At 72.8% G+C, this 15,528-nt stretch carries 16 protein-coding genes; 13 read left to right on the plus strand and 3 right to left on the minus strand.

All coding sequences use genetic code 11. The annotated features are described in order from the left end of the window. Positions 1–35: 35 nt before the first annotated feature. On the minus strand, positions 36–482 hold the full coding sequence (locus tag JOF41_RS32560) for a DUF4442 domain-containing protein (RefSeq protein WP_209623656.1): 447 nt from the start codon (positions 480–482) through the stop codon (positions 36–38). A gap of 126 nt (positions 483–608) precedes the next feature. Here JOF41_RS32560 and JOF41_RS32565 point away from each other — a divergent pair, with 126 nt between their 5' ends. Both JOF41_RS32565 and JOF41_RS32570 read left to right on the plus strand, forming a co-directional pair. Beyond that, positions 609–1,127: a MarR family winged helix-turn-helix transcriptional regulator gene (locus JOF41_RS32565; protein WP_189221248.1), complete on the plus strand. Its 519-nt coding sequence runs from the start codon at positions 609–611 to the stop codon at positions 1,125–1,127. Beyond that, a complete protein-coding gene (locus JOF41_RS32570) occupies positions 1,127–2,785 on the plus strand; it encodes an MDR family MFS transporter (RefSeq protein ID WP_189221247.1) in 1,659 nt (552 codons plus the stop codon). Before JOF41_RS32565 ends, JOF41_RS32570 begins: the two co-directional genes overlap by 1 nt. A gap of 76 nt (positions 2,786–2,861) precedes the next feature. On the opposite strand, the gene JOF41_RS32575 is transcribed toward JOF41_RS32570, so the two are convergent. Next, a complete protein-coding gene (locus tag JOF41_RS32575; RefSeq protein ID WP_121223566.1) occupies positions 2,862–3,365 on the minus strand; it encodes an inorganic diphosphatase in 504 nt (167 codons plus the stop codon). Positions 3,366–3,521: 156 nt separating this feature from the next. On the opposite strand from JOF41_RS32575, the gene dacB reads away from it, so the two are divergent. Genes dacB through hpt form a run of 4 tightly spaced genes read left to right on the plus strand, consistent with a single transcriptional unit; the run spans position 3,522 to position 7,878 of the window. Next, positions 3,522–5,339, plus strand: coding sequence for a D-alanyl-D-alanine carboxypeptidase/D-alanyl-D-alanine endopeptidase (dacB, locus tag JOF41_RS32580; protein ID WP_307867604.1), 1,818 nt, complete (start codon positions 3,522–3,524; stop codon positions 5,337–5,339). 28 nt (positions 5,340–5,367) lie between these two features. Next, complete coding sequence (locus tag JOF41_RS32585; protein WP_189221245.1) at positions 5,368–6,396, plus strand: Rv3626c family coenzyme F420 biosynthesis-associated protein; 1,029 nt, start codon at positions 5,368–5,370, stop codon at positions 6,394–6,396. Beyond that, entirely contained in the window at positions 6,393–7,313 is a 921-nt protein-coding gene (gene tilS / locus JOF41_RS32590; protein ID WP_189221244.1) for a tRNA lysidine(34) synthetase TilS, read from the plus strand. The genes JOF41_RS32585 and tilS overlap by 4 nt, the downstream gene beginning before the upstream one ends. A 16-nt stretch (positions 7,314–7,329) precedes the next feature. Next, on the plus strand, positions 7,330–7,878 hold the full coding sequence (hpt, locus tag JOF41_RS32595; protein WP_189221243.1) for a hypoxanthine phosphoribosyltransferase: 549 nt from the start codon (positions 7,330–7,332) through the stop codon (positions 7,876–7,878). Between the two features lie 321 nt (positions 7,879–8,199). Here hpt and JOF41_RS32600 read toward each other — a convergent pair whose 3' ends face one another. Beyond that, positions 8,200–9,900, minus strand: a complete 1,701-nt coding sequence (locus JOF41_RS32600) for a substrate-binding and VWA domain-containing protein (RefSeq protein ID WP_189221242.1) — start codon at positions 9,898–9,900, stop codon at positions 8,200–8,202. A gap of 437 nt (positions 9,901–10,337) precedes the next feature. Between JOF41_RS32600 and ftsH the strand changes: the two genes are divergently transcribed. From ftsH to JOF41_RS32635, 7 genes are all read left to right on the plus strand, one after another. After that, the gene (ftsH, locus tag JOF41_RS32605; RefSeq protein ID WP_209623658.1) at positions 10,338–12,566 is read left to right on the plus strand and encodes an ATP-dependent zinc metalloprotease FtsH; all 2,229 of its coding nucleotides are present in this window, start codon (positions 10,338–10,340) and stop codon (positions 12,564–12,566) included. Further along, entirely contained in the window at positions 12,563–13,198 is a 636-nt protein-coding gene (gene folE, locus JOF41_RS32610) for a GTP cyclohydrolase I FolE (RefSeq protein ID WP_189221240.1), read from the plus strand. The genes ftsH and folE overlap by 4 nt, the downstream gene beginning before the upstream one ends. A gap of 29 nt (positions 13,199–13,227) precedes the next feature. After that, the gene (folP, locus tag JOF41_RS32615) at positions 13,228–14,013 is read left to right on the plus strand and encodes a dihydropteroate synthase (protein ID WP_189221728.1); all 786 of its coding nucleotides are present in this window, start codon (positions 13,228–13,230) and stop codon (positions 14,011–14,013) included. Further along, positions 14,006–14,380, plus strand: a complete 375-nt coding sequence (folB, locus tag JOF41_RS32620; protein ID WP_209623659.1) for a dihydroneopterin aldolase — start codon at positions 14,006–14,008, stop codon at positions 14,378–14,380. The genes folP and folB overlap by 8 nt, the downstream gene beginning before the upstream one ends. Next, on the plus strand, positions 14,373–14,852 hold the full coding sequence (gene folK, locus JOF41_RS32625; protein ID WP_209623660.1) for a 2-amino-4-hydroxy-6-hydroxymethyldihydropteridine diphosphokinase: 480 nt from the start codon (positions 14,373–14,375) through the stop codon (positions 14,850–14,852). The genes folB and folK overlap by 8 nt, the downstream gene beginning before the upstream one ends. A gap of 63 nt (positions 14,853–14,915) precedes the next feature. Next, positions 14,916–15,062: a hypothetical protein gene (locus JOF41_RS32630; RefSeq protein WP_209623661.1), complete on the plus strand. Its 147-nt coding sequence runs from the start codon at positions 14,916–14,918 to the stop codon at positions 15,060–15,062. After that, positions 15,059–15,511, plus strand: coding sequence for a DUF3180 domain-containing protein (locus JOF41_RS32635; protein WP_189221238.1), 453 nt, complete (start codon positions 15,059–15,061; stop codon positions 15,509–15,511). The genes JOF41_RS32630 and JOF41_RS32635 overlap by 4 nt, the downstream gene beginning before the upstream one ends. Positions 15,512–15,528: the final 17 nt, after the last annotated feature.

Here is a 15,528-nt window from a genome sequence, read left to right on the forward strand (position 1 = left end):
GGCATCGCACGGCCACCGCCCGCGCGTTACCCGCCTCAGCGGTTGGGGCGCAGCGTCCACACCACCGTCATCTCGCCGGTCGTGACGCCCTCGGCGTTGGTGATGGTCACCCGCACCGGGAACTCCGGCCGCGTGCCCGACTCCAGTTCCGCGACCACGTCGGCCGCCGGTCGGTCCAGGACGGCTTCGGCGCGCAGCGCGCCCAGTGCCAGCTTCCGGTAGTCGATCCGCGAGCTCACCACCAGCGGGGTGGCCTTGCCCAGGTGCTCGGCGAAGGCGGCCATCACCACCGCGCCGGAGGCGGTCTCGGCGACGCCGAACATCATCGCGGCGTGCGGGCCGCCGACGTGGTTGCGCAGGTCCTCGCGGTCGGGCAGCGCGGTGACCACCCGACCGGGCGCGACCTCGACGAACTCGATGCCGTTGGTGCGCACCCACGGCACGGCTTGCTTCATGGCGGCGGCTAGCGACGAGGTGTCCATGGCCGGATGTTACCGCTGGGTAACCAGTAGAGGTGAGACGCCGGTCATCTCAGTTGCGAAGAATCCTCCGAAAGTGCATGCTTGTACTCAGCAACTAGTTGGATGATGCAAGCAACGGAGTGCCCGATGACGACCGAGCCCGACGACGGAGCGCCCGCGTCCGAGGAGGCGCTGGCCGACCGCGTCGGTCACGCGCTGGCGCGGCTGAACAGGCTGCAGGCGTGCCTGCACTCCCAGATGAGCAAGGCGGGCATCGACAAGGCTTCGTTCATCCTGCTGGCGACCCTGCACTACCAGGGGCCGTCGCGATCCAGCGCGCTGGCCGAGGCGGTCTTCTCCGACCCCTCCACGGTCAGCCGCCAGGTCGCGGACCTGGTCAAGGAGGGCCTGGTCGAGCGCAGGGCCGACCCCGCGGACGGGCGCGCGAGCGTGCTCGTGGTGACCGAGGCCGGGGTCGCGTTCCTCGACGAGCGGCGGCGCGGGCGCAACGCGGCGATCGCGCGCCTGTTCGCGGACTGGTCCACACCGGAGTGGGCCGAGTTCGCCACTTACTTCGAGCGCTTCGTGGGCGACTACGAGCGGGCGCTCCCGAACTTCATCCCTGAGCGCGGATCACGACCGCGCCCAGAAGGGGAGAACAACTGATGTCGGAAACAGCCACCACGCCACCCGGCGCGGCGCTGCTCACCCACCGGCAGATCCTGACCATCTTGTCAGGACTGCTGATGGGCATGTTCCTCGCGGCGCTGGACCAGATGATCGTCGCGACCGCCATGAAGACGATCGCCGACGAGCTCAACGGCCAGACCGTGCAGGCGTGGGCCACCACCGCCTACCTGATCACGGCGACCATCTCGACCCCGCTGTACGGCAAGCTGTCGGACATCTACGGCCGCAAGCCGCTGTACCTGACCGCGATCTCGCTGTTCCTGGTCGGCTCGCTGCTGTGCGGCATCGCGAACTCGATGTACGAGCTGGCCGCGTTCCGCGCGGTGCAGGGCCTGGGCGCGGGCGGCCTGATGTCGCTGGCCTTCGCCATCCTCGCGGACATCACCTCGCCGAGGGAGCGCAGCCGCTACGCCGCCTACTTCATGATCGTCTTCGGCACCTCCAGCGTCGCGGGCCCGGTCGTCGGCGGCCTGTTCGCGGGCATGGAGACGTTCCTGGGCACCGCGGGCTGGCGCTGGGTGTTCCTGATCAACGTGCCGATCGCGCTGGTGGCGCTGGCCGTCGTGGCCAAGGTGCTCAACGTCCCGCACAAGCGGGTCGACCACCGCGTGGACTACCTCGGCGCGCTGATGCTGGCCGTCGGCCTGGTGCCGCTGCTGGTCGTGGCCGAGCAGGGCCGCGAGTGGGGCTGGGCCTCGACCACCGCCGTGGCCATGTACGTCGTCGGCGTGCTGGGCCTGATCGGCTTCGTGCTCGCCGAGCGGCGGATGGGCGACGAGGCGCTGCTGCCGCTGCGGCTGTTCCGCAAGCAGACCTTCTCGATGGGCAACACGATCAACTTCGTGCTCGGCGCGGGCATGTTCGGCGGCATGGTGTCCATCCCGCTCTACCTGCAGATCGTCAAGGGCTACTCGGCCACCGACGCGGGCCTGATGATGCTGCCGATGACGCTGGGCATCATGTCCGCGGCGAACATCAGCGGCAGGATCACCGCGGTGACCGGGCGCTACAAGATCTTCCCGGTGATCGGCTTCGCGGTGCTGACCGTGACGCTGTTCGTGTTCAGCCGGGTCGGCGTGGACACGCCGGTGTGGCAGCCGCTGGTGCTGATGTTCAGCATGGGCATCGGCCTCGGCCTGTGCATGCAGACCCTGCTGATCGCGATCCAGAACGCCGCCGAGCCCAGGGACATGGGCGTGGCCACCTCGTCGGCCACCTTCTTCCGCCAGATCGGCGGCACGGTCGGCACCGCGGTGTTCCTGTCCATCCTGTTCAGCACGGTCACCACCAAGATCGCCGAGGCGCTGCGCGAGGCGTTCGGCCGCCCGGAGTTCCAGGCCGCGCTGGCCCGCCCGGAGAACCGCGAGTTCGCCGCGTCCCTGCAGAGCGGCGGCTCGGGGATGAGCCTGGACAACACCGAGTTCCTCACCACGCTGGACCCGGTGCTGGCCCGGCCGTTCCTGGAGGGCTTCTCCGAGGCGATCGGCACGGTGTTCGTGGTCGGCGGCGTGGTGACCGCCGTCGGGTTCGCGATCGTGTGGTTCCTGCGCGAGGTCCCGCTGTCCACCCGCTCCAACCTGGAGCGGGTGCGCGACGAGGAGGAGGCCGCGGCGCCTCCCGTCGCCGTGCACTGACCCGCCGGTCGAACGCGGAGAGGCCCACCCCCTGCCAGGGGGTGGGCCTCTCCGCGTTCGACCCGGTTCTCCGGGCTCAGTGCTCCTCGCCGCGCGCCACGGCGTCCTTCAGGCGCTGGTAGGACCGGACGATCTCGGCCTCGGCCTCGGTGCGGCCGACCCAGGTCGCGCCCTCGACGCTCTTGCCCGGCTCCAGGTCCTTGTAGACCTCGAAGAAGTGCTGGATCTCCAGCCGGTAGAACTCGCTGAGGTGGTGGATGTCGCGCAGGTGCTCGCTGCGCGGGTCGTCCGCGGGCACGCAGAGCAGCTTGTCGTCGCCGCCCTTCTCGTCGGTCATCCGGAACATGCCGATGGCGCGGGCGCGGATCAGGCAGCCGGGGAAGGTCGGCTCCTGCACCAGGACGAGGGCGTCCAGCGGGTCGCCGTCCTCTCCCAGCGTGTCGTCGACGAACCCGTAGTCCGCCGGGTACTGAGTGGCCGTGAACAGGGTGCGGTCCAGCCGGATGCGCCCGGTCTTGTGGTCCATCTCGTACTTGTTGCGGACCCCCTTGGGGATCTCGATGGTGACGTCGAACTCCACTGCGCTGGTCCTCGCTCGTCTTCGCTGTGCGGTGTGGCCACTAGTGTGGACCACGACGTCTCGTCAACCCCCACAGCGGTCTCGCCTGGGGGTGTGAGATTGCCCGTAGTCGACCCCGGAGGACCCCGCGTGCCCGACGAGCCATCGTGGCCAACCGTGGACGGTGACGAGGCGGACCGCGAGCCGCCGACGGTGCAGGTGCAGCGCTCGCGACCGGCCGAGCCGCCCACCATGCGCATCCCGCTGCCGCCCAAGCCGCGGCCGGAGTCGCCCCGCCCGGAGTCGCCCCGCCCGGAGTCGCCCCGCCCGGAGTCGTCCCAGCCGGAGCAGGCCTCGACGGAGATGCTGCGCGTGGACCGGCTCCAGCCGCCGCAGGTCGACGCGCCCCGGACGGAGCTGCCCGCACCCTCGCCCGAGCAGCCCGCCGAGCAGCAGCGGACCGAGCAGCAGCCCGTCCCGGCCCCTGCTCCCTCCCCGGTTCCTGTCCCGGCCCCCGCGCCCGCCCCGACCCCGGTTCCTGCCCCTGCCCCTGCCCCTGCTCCTGCTCCCGCGCCGCGCCCCGAGCAGGCCGAGCAGCAGCCCGAGGGCACCGCCGAACCCGTCCGCCGCCGCAGGCGTCCGCTGCTGATCGGCGCGCTGGCCCTGGTCGCCGTGCTGGTCGCGGGCGCGTCGCTGGCGGGCGCGCGGCTGGGCTGGTTCGACAGCATCCCGACCGCCACCACGCGGCCCCCCGCGCCGCCTGCCGAGGTCACCAGGGCGCTGCGCGCCGTCGGCAGCGGCGGTCCCCCGCCCAGCGCCCCCGGCGTGACCGCCGCGCTGAGCGGACCGGCGGCCAACGGCGCGCTCGGCACGCTGACCGGCGTCGTGGTCGACCCGGTGGCGGGCACCACGCTGTGGCAGCAGGGCGAGACCACGCCGCTGACCCCCGCCTCCACCATCAAGACCCTCACCGCCGCCGCGGCGCTGCTGGAGCTGGACCACACGCAGCAGCTGTCCACCAAGGTCGTCCAGGGCGACCAGCCCGGCACCGTGGTGCTGGTCGGCGGCGGCGACCCGACGCTGTCCTCGCTGCCCGAGGGCGTGGCCACCGTCTACCCCGGCGCGGCCACGCTGGACGACCTGGTCGCCCAGGTCAAGGCGGCCGGACCGGTCACCAGGGTGCAGTTCGACACCAGCCGCTACACCGGTGAGGGCATCGCGCCCGGCGTGGACCCCATGGACGTGCCCAACGGCTTCGTCACCCCGATCACGTCGCTGATCCTCGACGGCGGCCGGGGCAACCCGCAGCTGCTGGACACCCCGCGCACCGGCACCCCCGCCGAGGACGCCGCCCGCGAGCTGGCCGAGCGGCTCGGCGCGCAGGTCGCCGGGCGGACCACCGCCAAGGCCGACGCCAAGGTGCTCGGCGAGGTCAAGTCGCCGCCGGTCGACCGGCTGGTCGAGACGATGATGCAGAACTCGGACAACGTGCTGGCCGAGACGATGGCCCGCGAGGTGGCCGTGGCCCGCGGCCAGGAGGCGTCGTTCGCGGGCGCCACCAAGGCGGTCCGCGACGTGCTCACCGAGCACGGGTTCGACCTGACCGGCGTGCAGTCCGCCGACGCCAGCGGCCTGTCGCTGGACAACCGGGTGCCCGCCAAGCTGCTGGGCGCGCTGCTCAGCACCGCTGCCGGGCCGGACACCGCCGACCCGCGCACCGCCAAGCTGCGCCCGCTGATGACCGCGCTGCCGGTGGCGGGCGGCAGCGGCACCCTGGCCACCCGGTACAGCCAGAGCGGCGCGGCGGGGCGCGGTTGGGTTCGCGCCAAGACCGGCACCCTGACCAGCGTGAACTCGCTGGCGGGCGTGGTGGTGGACGTCGACGGCAGGCTCCTGGTGTTCGCGTTCATGTCGATCAGCGACAAGTCGACCGACAGCGTGCGCGGGGCGCTGGACGAGCTGGCCGCCGCGCTGCGCGGCTGCGGCTGTTCCTGAACCCGCACGCGCAGGTAGCGTCGGTGGGGTGAACGCGGCGACGCAGCAGGAGCAGGTGGGCGGCACGCCGGTCGACTGGGACCTGGCGGTGGCCACGGCCGCGCGTCTGGTGCGGCCCGGCCCGGTGGTGCCCAGGGCCGAGGCCGACATCGCGGTGGGCAGGTTGCGCGAGCTGGCGGTCGACGCCGAGGTGCACGTGCGCGAGCTGACCGGGCTGGGCAGCGGCCTGCCGCTGCGGCCGGGCGAGGTGGTCGACCGCCCGGCCTGGGTGCGCGCCGCCGCGCAGGGCCTGAGCGCGCTGACCGACGGCGCGCTGCCCAAGCAGTCCGGCGCGTTCAGCGGCGTGCTCGCGGGCACGGCGGGCGTGCAGGCGGGCGTGGTGCTGGCCTTCCTCAGCGCCCGCGTGCTGGGCCAGTACGACCCGTTCTCCGACGGCGGCAGGCTGCTGCTGGTGGCCCCGAACATCGTCGGCGCGCAGCACGCGCTCGACGTGCCGGGCGAGGACTTCAGCATGTGGGTGTGCCTGCACGAGGTCACCCACCGGCTCCAGTTCACCGGCGTGCCGTGGCTCGCGGGGCACTTCGCCGGCCTGGTCACCGAGCTGCTCGACGCCATGGACGGCTCCTCGCCGCGGCTGCGCGACCTGCCCCGGCGGCTGCGCGAGGCCACCGGCCCGGTGGGGCTGCTCGACCTGTTCCAGAGCCCCGAGCAGCGCGCCGTGCTGGACCGGCTGATCGCGCTGTCGACGCTGCTGGAGGGCCACGCGGACCACGTGATGGACGCCGTCGGCCCGGACGTGGTGCCCTCGGTGCGCACCATCCGCGAGCGGTTCACCGTCCGGCGCAAGGGCGGCGGCGTGCTGGACCGGGTGCTGCGCACGCTGCTGGGCGTGGAGGCCAAGGTCCGCCAGTACGCCGAGGGCGCGGCGTTCACCCGGCACGTGGTCGACGAGGTGGGCATGGCCGGCTTCAACACCGTGTGGACCAGCCCGGACACCCTCCCGACCCGCGTGGAGGTCACCGACCCGGCCGCCTGGCTGCGCCGCGTCGCGCCGTGAGCGGGAACGGGCCGCTCGCCCAGGTCCGCACGGCCGTGCGCAGGTTCCTGCTGGAGCACCGGCCCGAGCGGGTCACCGTGGCGGTCTCCGGCGGGGCGGACTCGCTCGCGCTGGCCGCGGTGACGGCCAAGCTCGCGCCCGGCGCCCGCGCGGTCGTGGTCGACCACGGCCTGCAGCCCGGTTCCGCCGAGGTGGCCGCCCGCGCCGCCCGCACCTGCGCCGAGCTGGGCCTGGCAGCCGAGGTGCGCACCGTCGTGGTGGACGGCCCCGGCGGCCCGGAGGCGGCGGCGCGGCGGGCCCGGTACGCGGCGCTGCGCCCCGAGCGCGGGCTGGTGCTGCTCGGGCACACCCGCGACGACCAGGCCGAGACGGTGCTGCTCGGGCTGGGCCGGGGCTCCGGGCCGCGCTCGATCGCGGGCATGCGCCCGCTGGACCCGCCGTGGGGCCGCCCGCTGCTCGGGGTGCCCCGCGCCGCGACCGCCGCCGCCTGCGCCGAACTGGGGCTGGAGCCGTGGACCGACCCGCACAACGCCGACCCGGCGTTCACCCGCGTCCGGCTGCGCACCGAGGTGTTGCCGCTGCTGGAGGACGTGCTCCAGGGCGGGGTCGCCGACGCGCTGGCCCGCACGGCCGCCCAGCTGCGGGAGGACTGCGACGCGCTGGACGAGCTGGCGGCGGCCTTCGACGGCGACTGCTGCGCGGTGGGGGACCTGGACGGATTGCCCGCCGCGCTGCGCAGGCGGGTGCTGCGGCGCTGGCTGCTCGCCGAAGGCGTGCCCGAGTTGTCCGACTCGCACCTGCGCTCGGTGGACGCGCTGGTGGGGGACTGGCGCGGTCAGGGGGGCGTTTGGCTGGCGGGCGGCTTTGTGGCGCGCCGCGCGCATGGCAGGCTGATCCTGGAAGCAGTGCAGGCATGACCGAAGGGGATCGTCCGTGTACGACGGCGACATCGCCTCCGTGCTCATCACGGAGCAGGAGATCGGCGACAAGGTCGGCGAGCTCGCCAAGCAGGTTGCCGCCGACTACCCGGCGGGCGACCAGGACCTCGTCCTGATCACCGTGCTCAAGGGTGCGGTGATGTTCATGACCGACCTGGCCAGGGCGCTGCCCGTGCCGGTGCAGCTGGAGTTCATGGCGGTGAGCTCCTACGGCTCGTCCACCTCGTCCTCCGGCGTGGTGCGCATCCTCAAGGACCTCGACCGCGACATCGCCGACCGCGACGTGCTCATCGTCGAGGACATCATCGACTCCGGCCTGACCCTGTCGTGGCTGCTCAAGAACCTGGCCTCGCGCAAGCCGCGGTCGCTGGAGGTGTGCTCGCTGCTGCGCAAGCCCGACGCGGTGAAGGTCGACGTGCCGGTCAAGTACATCGGCTTCGACATCCCCAACGAGTTCGTCGTGGGCTACGGGCTGGACTACGCGGAGCGCTACCGCGACCTGCCCTACATCGGCACCCTCGACCCCAAGGTCTACTCGGTGTAGGACTGCCGCGCCTCCGGCGCGGCGGCTCGGCCGCCTGGAAGTCGGCCCATCGGCACGCGTTTCGCGGAAAATCGAAGAGCGTGATTTTCCGCGAAAGGCATGCCGACAGGCCGACGCGGCCTCGCGCGGTGCCCACCTGACTAGCACCGGTGTTGTCGTGCTCACCCGATCGCGCGAACGGAGCGTTCGGACACCGCGAACTGAGCGTTCGCGCGCCTCGGGTAGTACTTACCGGCCCTCGTGGGCGCCTCGGGTAGTACTTGCACGCGCCTCACCGGGTGGGTGGTGGGGGGTGGGCAAGTACTACCCGAGGGGGTGGGGTCAGCAGTTGGGGCGGCAGCGGCGCTGCGAGATGCCGTCCAGGAGGACGCCGCGGATGTCCTCGGCCTCCATCGCCTGGTACGCCTTGCCGCCGGTGGCCTGGGCGATCTGGCGCAGCGCCGCCATGTCGGCCTCGTTGCCGAGGCCGACCATGATCAGCGGCACCGGCCGGGTCGGGTCCGCCTCCCGCTTGAGCGTCTCGATCAGCGCGGCCGTGTCGATGCTGGAGATGTCGTCGTTGCGGCCGTCGGTGATCAGGGTCACCGAGTTGATCTTCGTCGGGTCGTAGGTCCGCTGCACGTGCCGGAACGCGGCCAGGGTGGTGTCGTTGAGCGCCGTCCCGCCGCCGACCAGCGACGGCAGGCTGGACGCGCCCTGCTGCAGCCGCACCCGCCGGGTCGGCCCGCCCAGCGCCTCGCCCAGCGGCCCCAGCGGCACCAGCTCGATCCAGTCGTTCGGCGGCTTCTTGTCCGTGGAGAACGCCCACAGGCCGATCTCCGAGGTGTCCGGCAGCATCCCCAGCGCGGTCAGCGCCGCCTCGGTGGCGGCGTTCACCCTGGTCTGCTTGCCGTTGCCCATCGGCTCGGCCATGGAGCCGGACACGTCCAGCACGGCCAGCAGCCGGGCGTCCAGGCTCACCGCGCCCCACGTGCCCAGCAGCTCGGAGACCTGGTCGGGGGTGGGGGTCTTGAGCACGGTGACCTCGCCGCCGCGCACGCCGTGCTCGTCGGTCGTCCAGTCCTGCGGGGCCTTGCCGTCCGGGGTGCGGAAGCCCGCCTCGGCGAAGCGCTGGGCGGTCCGGTCGCCGCGCAGGGCGGCCTCGAAGTCCTGGGCGGCCCGCGCGGTGCCCGCCTGCTCACCCGACCGGCTGACCCGCACCACCGGGTAGTCGAACGCGACCGTGCCCTCCTGGGGCTGGGACGCCACCACCTTGCGCGCCCCGGCGGCGCGGTTGGCGGCCAGCACTGACTGCTCCGGGGCGGTGAACACGGGCGCGTTGTCCACCCCCTGGGTGACCTTGCCGAAGGCGTCGCGCACGGACGGCAGCGCGTTGCGGCCGACCCGCAGCAGCGCGCCGATCAGCTCCGGCTTGGGGGTGCCGTCGGGGTTGCCCAGCTGGGCGCGGATGACCGCGAGCGTGGCCAGGCCCTCGGTGGAGGTGGTCGGGTCGCTCAGCGTCACCTCGACCCCTGGGTCGACCACCTTCTTCCAGCTCACCGGGGTGATCGGCCAGCCGAGGGCGGTCATGGCCCGCTCGGAGCCCGCGATCAGCAGCGGGGAGCTGGCCAGCGGCTCGCCGATGTCCAGCTTCGGCGCCTCGACACCCTCGTCGCCCGCCTGGCGCTGGGCCTCGGCGGCCCACATCGACGAGTCGGGAATCCACAGCGCGGGCGGGTTGATCTGCGCGGTGGGCAGCTCGTGGGCCACGTCCGCGGCGCCGCGGGGCTCGACCTGCACCTGCACGCACCGGCCGTCCACGACGGGCTGGTCCGCCTGGTAGTCCTCCGCGGCGGCCCGCACCACCTCCTCGGCCGCGGGGGTGACCGCGACCTTCAGCGGCAGGGTGCCGTCGCAGTCGGGACCGCTGGTGGCCCGCAGCGCGACCACGGTCACACCGGCGGCCGCGATGACGCCGAGCAGGGCGCCGACGGGGAGGGCGACCCGCCGGAGGCGTCCGGGTGTCTGGGGGCGAGGGGACATGCTGTCGTTACCTTCGGTCGGTGTTCACTCTTTCGGGTGGGTGTTGAACACTCGTGGTGGCGAGGATCGCACGCGCGCCACCACGCGGCCGGCCCCTGGTGTTCCGAGTCACCCGAGTCCGGCTCGCGCGGTCGCTACCCGCGCTGGTAACGCCAAGGCCGTCATGGTGGTTACGGCGGTGTGGCCGAGGCGGTTCACCACGACCCCGGTGAACCGCTCTGACCTGCGGGCCGTGTTCGTGGTCACCGCGGCACCGCGGTGGGGAACCCTCGGCCGTCCCCGGCCGTTGATCCCTCGAACGCCACCACCCGGTCCGCCGCTTCCGCACGCGGAGCACTGCTCCGGCGGCTCGGGCGGTAGGCTGGTCGGACGGGCGTGCCCGTCTGCGCCCGTCACCAAGTCAGGGAGGGTCGAGGCCGCCCGACGGCCGTAAGTGCATGGACCGCAAGCGCCTGCTTCGCAACCCGCTGCTGTGGATCGTCGCGGTGTTGCTGCTCTACTACGCCTTCAACGTGCTCTTCGACGACGCCAGGGGCTACACCCCGGTCAAGACGTCCCAGGCACTGCAGCAAGTCCGGGACGGCAAGGTCAAGGAAGCCACGATCGAGGACAAGGAGCAGCGCCTCAAGCTGACCCTCAACGACGGGGTGACCTTCGAGGGCCACGACCGGCTGATCACGCAGTTCCCGGCGAGCTCCACCGACGAGGTCTTCACCATCCTCGACCAGGCGGGCAACAAGCCGACCGTCGAGACCAAGGTCAACCAGGACTCGTTCCTGATGCAGATCCTGCTGTACCTGGTCCCGCTCGGCCTGCTGCTCGTGCTGCTGATGTGGATGATGAACAACGCCCAGGGCGGCGGCAACCGCGTCCTCAACTTCGGCAAGTCCAAGGCCAAGCAGCTGTCCAAGGACATGCCCAAGACGACGTTCGCCGACGTCGCGGGCGCCGAGGAGGCCGTGGAGGAGCTGCAGGAGATCAAGGACTTCCTGCAGAACCCCGGCCGCTACCAGGCGCTCGGCGCGAAGATCCCCAAGGGCGTCCTGCTCTACGGCCCGCCCGGCACCGGCAAGACGCTGCTCGCGCGCGCGGTCGCCGGTGAGGCCGGGGTGCCGTTCTACTCGATCTCCGGCTCGGACTTCGTCGAGATGTTCGTCGGCGTCGGCGCCTCCCGCGTCCGCGACCTGTTCGAGCAGGCCAAGCAGAACGCGCCGTGCATCATCTTCGTCGACGAGATCGACGCGGTCGGCCGCCACCGCGGCGCCGGCCTCGGCGGTGGCCACGACGAGCGCGAGCAGACCCTCAACCAGCTGCTCGTGGAGATGGACGGCTTCGACTCGCGCGGCGGGATCATCCTGATCGCGGCGACCAACCGGCCCGACATCCTGGACCCCGCGCTGCTGCGCCCCGGCCGGTTCGACCGGCAGATCCCGGTGTCCGCGCCCGACCTCAAGGGCCGCAAGCAGATCCTGCGGGTGCACGCCAAGGGCAAGCCGTTGGCCCCCGACACCGACCTGGACGGCCTGGCCAAGCGCACCGTCGGGTTCTCCGGCGCGGACCTGGCCAACGTCATCAACGAGGCGGCGCTGCTGACCGCCAGGCAGAACGGCACCGTGATCAGCGGCGCCGCGCTGGAGGAGTCCGTCGACCGGGTGATCGGCGGTCCGGCCCGCAAGAGCCGGATCATCTCCGAGAAGGAGAAGAAGATCACCGCCTACCACGAGGCCGGGCACGCGCTGGCCGCGTGGGCGATGCCGGACATCGACCCGGTCTACAAGGTCACCATCCTGGCCCGCGGGCGCACCGGCGGTCACACGCTGTCCGTGCCCGAGGAGGACAAGGACCTGATGACCAGGTCCGAGATGATCGCCCGGCTGGTGTTCGCCCTGGGCGGGCGCTCGGCCGAGGAGCTGGTCTTCCACGAGCCGACCACGGGCGCGTCCAACGACATCGAGCAGGCCACCAAGATCGCCCGCGCGATGGTCACCGAGTACGGCATGAGCGCCCGGCTGGGCGCGGTCAAGTACGGCCAGGAGCAGGGCGAGCCGTTCCTCGGCCGCACCGCGGGCCGCCAGGCCGACTACTCGCTGGAGGTCGCGCACGAGATCGACGAGGAGGTCCGGGAGCTCATCGAGGCCGCGCACACCGAGGCCTACGAGGTGCTCAACACCTACCGCGACATCCTCGACAACCTCACCCTGGAGCTGATCGAGAAGGAGACCCTGCACCAGAAGGACCTGGAGCGGATCTTCGCCGGGGTGGAGAAGCGGCCGAGGATCACCAAGTTCAACGAGTTCGGCAACCGCGTCCCCTCGGACAAGCCGCCGGTCAAGACCCCGGCGGAGCTGGCCAAGGAGCGCGGCGAGCCGTGGCCGCCCACCGTCGAGGAGCAGCTGGAGCGCGAGATCGCCGAGGTGACGTCGGCGCAGGAGCCGGTGACCGCGCCGGTCCAGGCCCAGCAGCCGCCGCAGCAGCCCAACGGCAGCAACGGCTACCAGCCGCAGCACCCGTCGTCCGGCCCGCCGAACTACGGCGCGCCCCCCGGTTGGACCCCGGCCACCGTCCCCGGCGGCGGCCAGCCGCCCGCGACCCAGTGGCAGCCCGAGCCCACCGACGCGGAGGCGGGGAAGCGGTCCTTCGACACGGACCCGGACAACCGCCAGTGACCGGTCTCGACCACGCCGGCCTCTCCCTGACGGGGGAGGCCGGCGTCGCCGCGCGACGGCCCTTCGACCAGCGCCGGGCCGAGGAAGCCGTGCGGGAACTGCTGCTGGCCTGCGGCGAGGACCCGGACCGGGAGGGCCTGCGGGACACCCCGGCGCGGGTGGCGCGGGCCTACCGGGAGCTGTTCGCGGGGCTGTTCACCGACCCGGACAGCGTGCTGGACAAGACCTTCGGCGAGAGCCACGAGGAGCTCGTCCTGGTCACCGACATCCCGATGTACTCGTTCTGCGAGCACCACCTGCTGCCCTTCCACGGCGTCGCGCACGTCGGGTACATCCCCAACGAGCAGGGCCGGGTCACCGGGCTGTCCAAGCTGGCCAGGCTGGTCGACCTGTACGCCAAGCGGCCGCAGGTGCAGGAGCGGCTGACCTCGCAGGTCGCCGACGCGCTGGTGCGCAGGCTGGAGCCGCGCGGGGTGATCGTGGTCATCGAGGCCGAGCACCTGTGCATGGGGATGCGCGGGGTGCGCAAGCCCGGCTCGCGCACCACCACCTCGGCCGTGCGCGGGATGCTGCGCGACTCGCCGACCACCCGCGCGGAGGCGATCGAGCTGATCAGGGGGCGCGGCCGGTGACCCTGCCCAGGCCGGGGCACTGCGTGGTGATGGGCGTGCTCAACGTGACCCCGGACTCGTTCTCCGACGGCGGTCGCTACCTCGACCGCGACGACGCGGTGGCGCACGGCGTGGCCGTGCACCGCCGGGGCGCCGACCTGGTCGACGTGGGCGGCGAGTCCACCCGCCCCGGCGCCGAGCGGGTGCCGCCGGAGGTGGAGGCCGCGCGGGTGGCGCCGGTGATCCGCGAGCTGGTCGCCGAGGGCGTGCCGGTGAGCGTGGACACCATGCGCTCGGAGGTGGCGCTGGCCGCGCTGGAGGCGGGCGCGTCGATCGTCAACGACGTCTCCGGCGGCCTGGCCGACCCGGCGATGGTGAAGGTCGTCGCCGAGGCGGGCGTGCCGTACGTGGTCATGCACTGGCGCGGGCACAGCCGCGAGATGCAGCGGCTGGCCGTCTACGACGACGTGGTGCGCGAGGTGCGCGACGAGCTGTCCGCGCGGGTCGACGCCGCGCTGGCGGCGGGTGTGCGGGCGGAGGACGTGGTGCTGGACCCCGGTCTGGGGTTCGCCAAGGACGCCGACCACAACTGGCAGCTGCTCAACCGGCTGGACGTGCTGCTGGAGCTGGGGTTCCCGGTGCTGGTGGGGGCGTCCCGCAAGCGCTTCCTGGGCACGCTGCTGGGTGGCCGCGCGCCGGACGGCCGCGAGGACGCCACCGCGGCGGTGTCGGCGCTGGCCGCGTTCGCGGGCGCGTGGGGCGTGCGGGTGCACGACGTGGGCCGTTCGCTGGACGCGGTGGCCGTGGCGCGGGCTTGGCGGGCGGGCCGTGGCTGACCCGGCGGGCGACCGCATCGAGCTGCGCGGCCTGCGGGTGCGCGGCCACCACGGCGTGTTCGAGCACGAGAAGCGGGACGGGCAGGACTTCCTGGTCGACATCACCGCGTGGCTGGACCTGTCCCGCGCGGCGGCCACCGACGACCTGCGCGACACGCTGCACTACGGCGAGCTGGCCGAGCGCGCGGCGGCGATCGTCGGCGGCAGGCCGCGCGACCTGATCGAGGCGGTCGCGGGCGAGGTCGCCGACGAGGTGCTGACCGACCGGAGGGTGCGGGCGGTCGAGGTGACCGTGCACAAGCCGTCCGCGCCGATCCCGCTGACCTTCGCGGACGTGTCGGTGACCATCCGGCGGACCCGTGACTAGGGCGGTCCTGTCGATCGGCTCGAACATGGGCGACCGGCTGGGCTACCTGCGCCAGGCCGTGGCCGGTTTCGCCGACGACCTGGTGGCGGTGTCCCCGGTGTACGAGACCGCGCCGTGGGGCGTGACCGACCAGGACGACTTCCTCAACGCCGTGCTCATCGTCTCCGGCGAGCCGGACGAGTGGGGTTGGCTGCGGCGCGGGCAGGAGCTGGAGCGGGCGGCGGGCCGGGTGCGCGAGCGACGCTGGGGTCCGCGCACCCTGGACGTGGACGTGGTGACCGTGGACGGCGTGCGCTCCGACCACCCGGACCTGCTGCTGCCCCACCCCGGCGCCCACGAGCGCGCCACCGTCCTGATCCCCTGGCTGGACGTCGACCCCGACGCCGTCCTACCCGGACACGGCAGGATCGCCGACCTGCTGTCCACACTGGACACGACCGGCGTCCGCCCCTACCCCCACTCCTTGCTCTGACCCTCAGCCACCACGCGAGGCCGCGGAGGTCAGGTGACCACCACGCGAGGCCGGGGAGGCCAGGTGACCACCACGCGAGGCCGCGTCGGCCTGTCGGCATGCCTTTCGCGGAAAATCACGCTTTTCGATTTTCCGCGAAACGCGTGCCGATGGGCCGACTTCCAGGCGGCCGAGCCGCCGCGCCGGAGGCGCGGCAAAATGATCCAGTGAGGTTCACCAGAACGCGGGACCTGCTCGCCGCCGCGCTGATCGCGGGCTTGCTGGCGCACTTGGTGCTGCGCTTGGCCTACGACGCGCTGCCCCTGCTGCCGAGGTTCGCCGGATTCACCCTTTTGGTGATTTCCGCGGTGGATGTCGGGCTGGCGTTCAGCCTGCGGGCCCGCATCCTGCGCAAACCCGGTGCGCGGCCGGTCCAGCCGTTGACCGCGGCCCGCGCGGTGGCGCTGGCGAAGGCGTCGTCGCTGCTGGGGGCCATCATGCTGGGTGGCTGGGCGGGGGTGCTGGTCTACGTGCTGCCCGCGCGCGGCGAGTTCGAGGCCGCGTCGAACGACCTGGTCAGCTCGATCGTGGGGGTGGTGTGCGCGGCGGCGCTGATCGGTGCGGGGCTGTGGCTGGAGCACTGCTGCAGGACGCCGCCGGACCCGCACGCGGACCGGTGAATACGGGTCCGGAGGTC

The sequence above is a fragment of the Saccharothrix coeruleofusca genome (assembly GCF_017876325.1).
In the GTDB taxonomy this organism is placed as follows: Bacteria; Actinomycetota; Actinomycetes; order Mycobacteriales; family Pseudonocardiaceae; genus Actinosynnema; species Actinosynnema coeruleofuscum.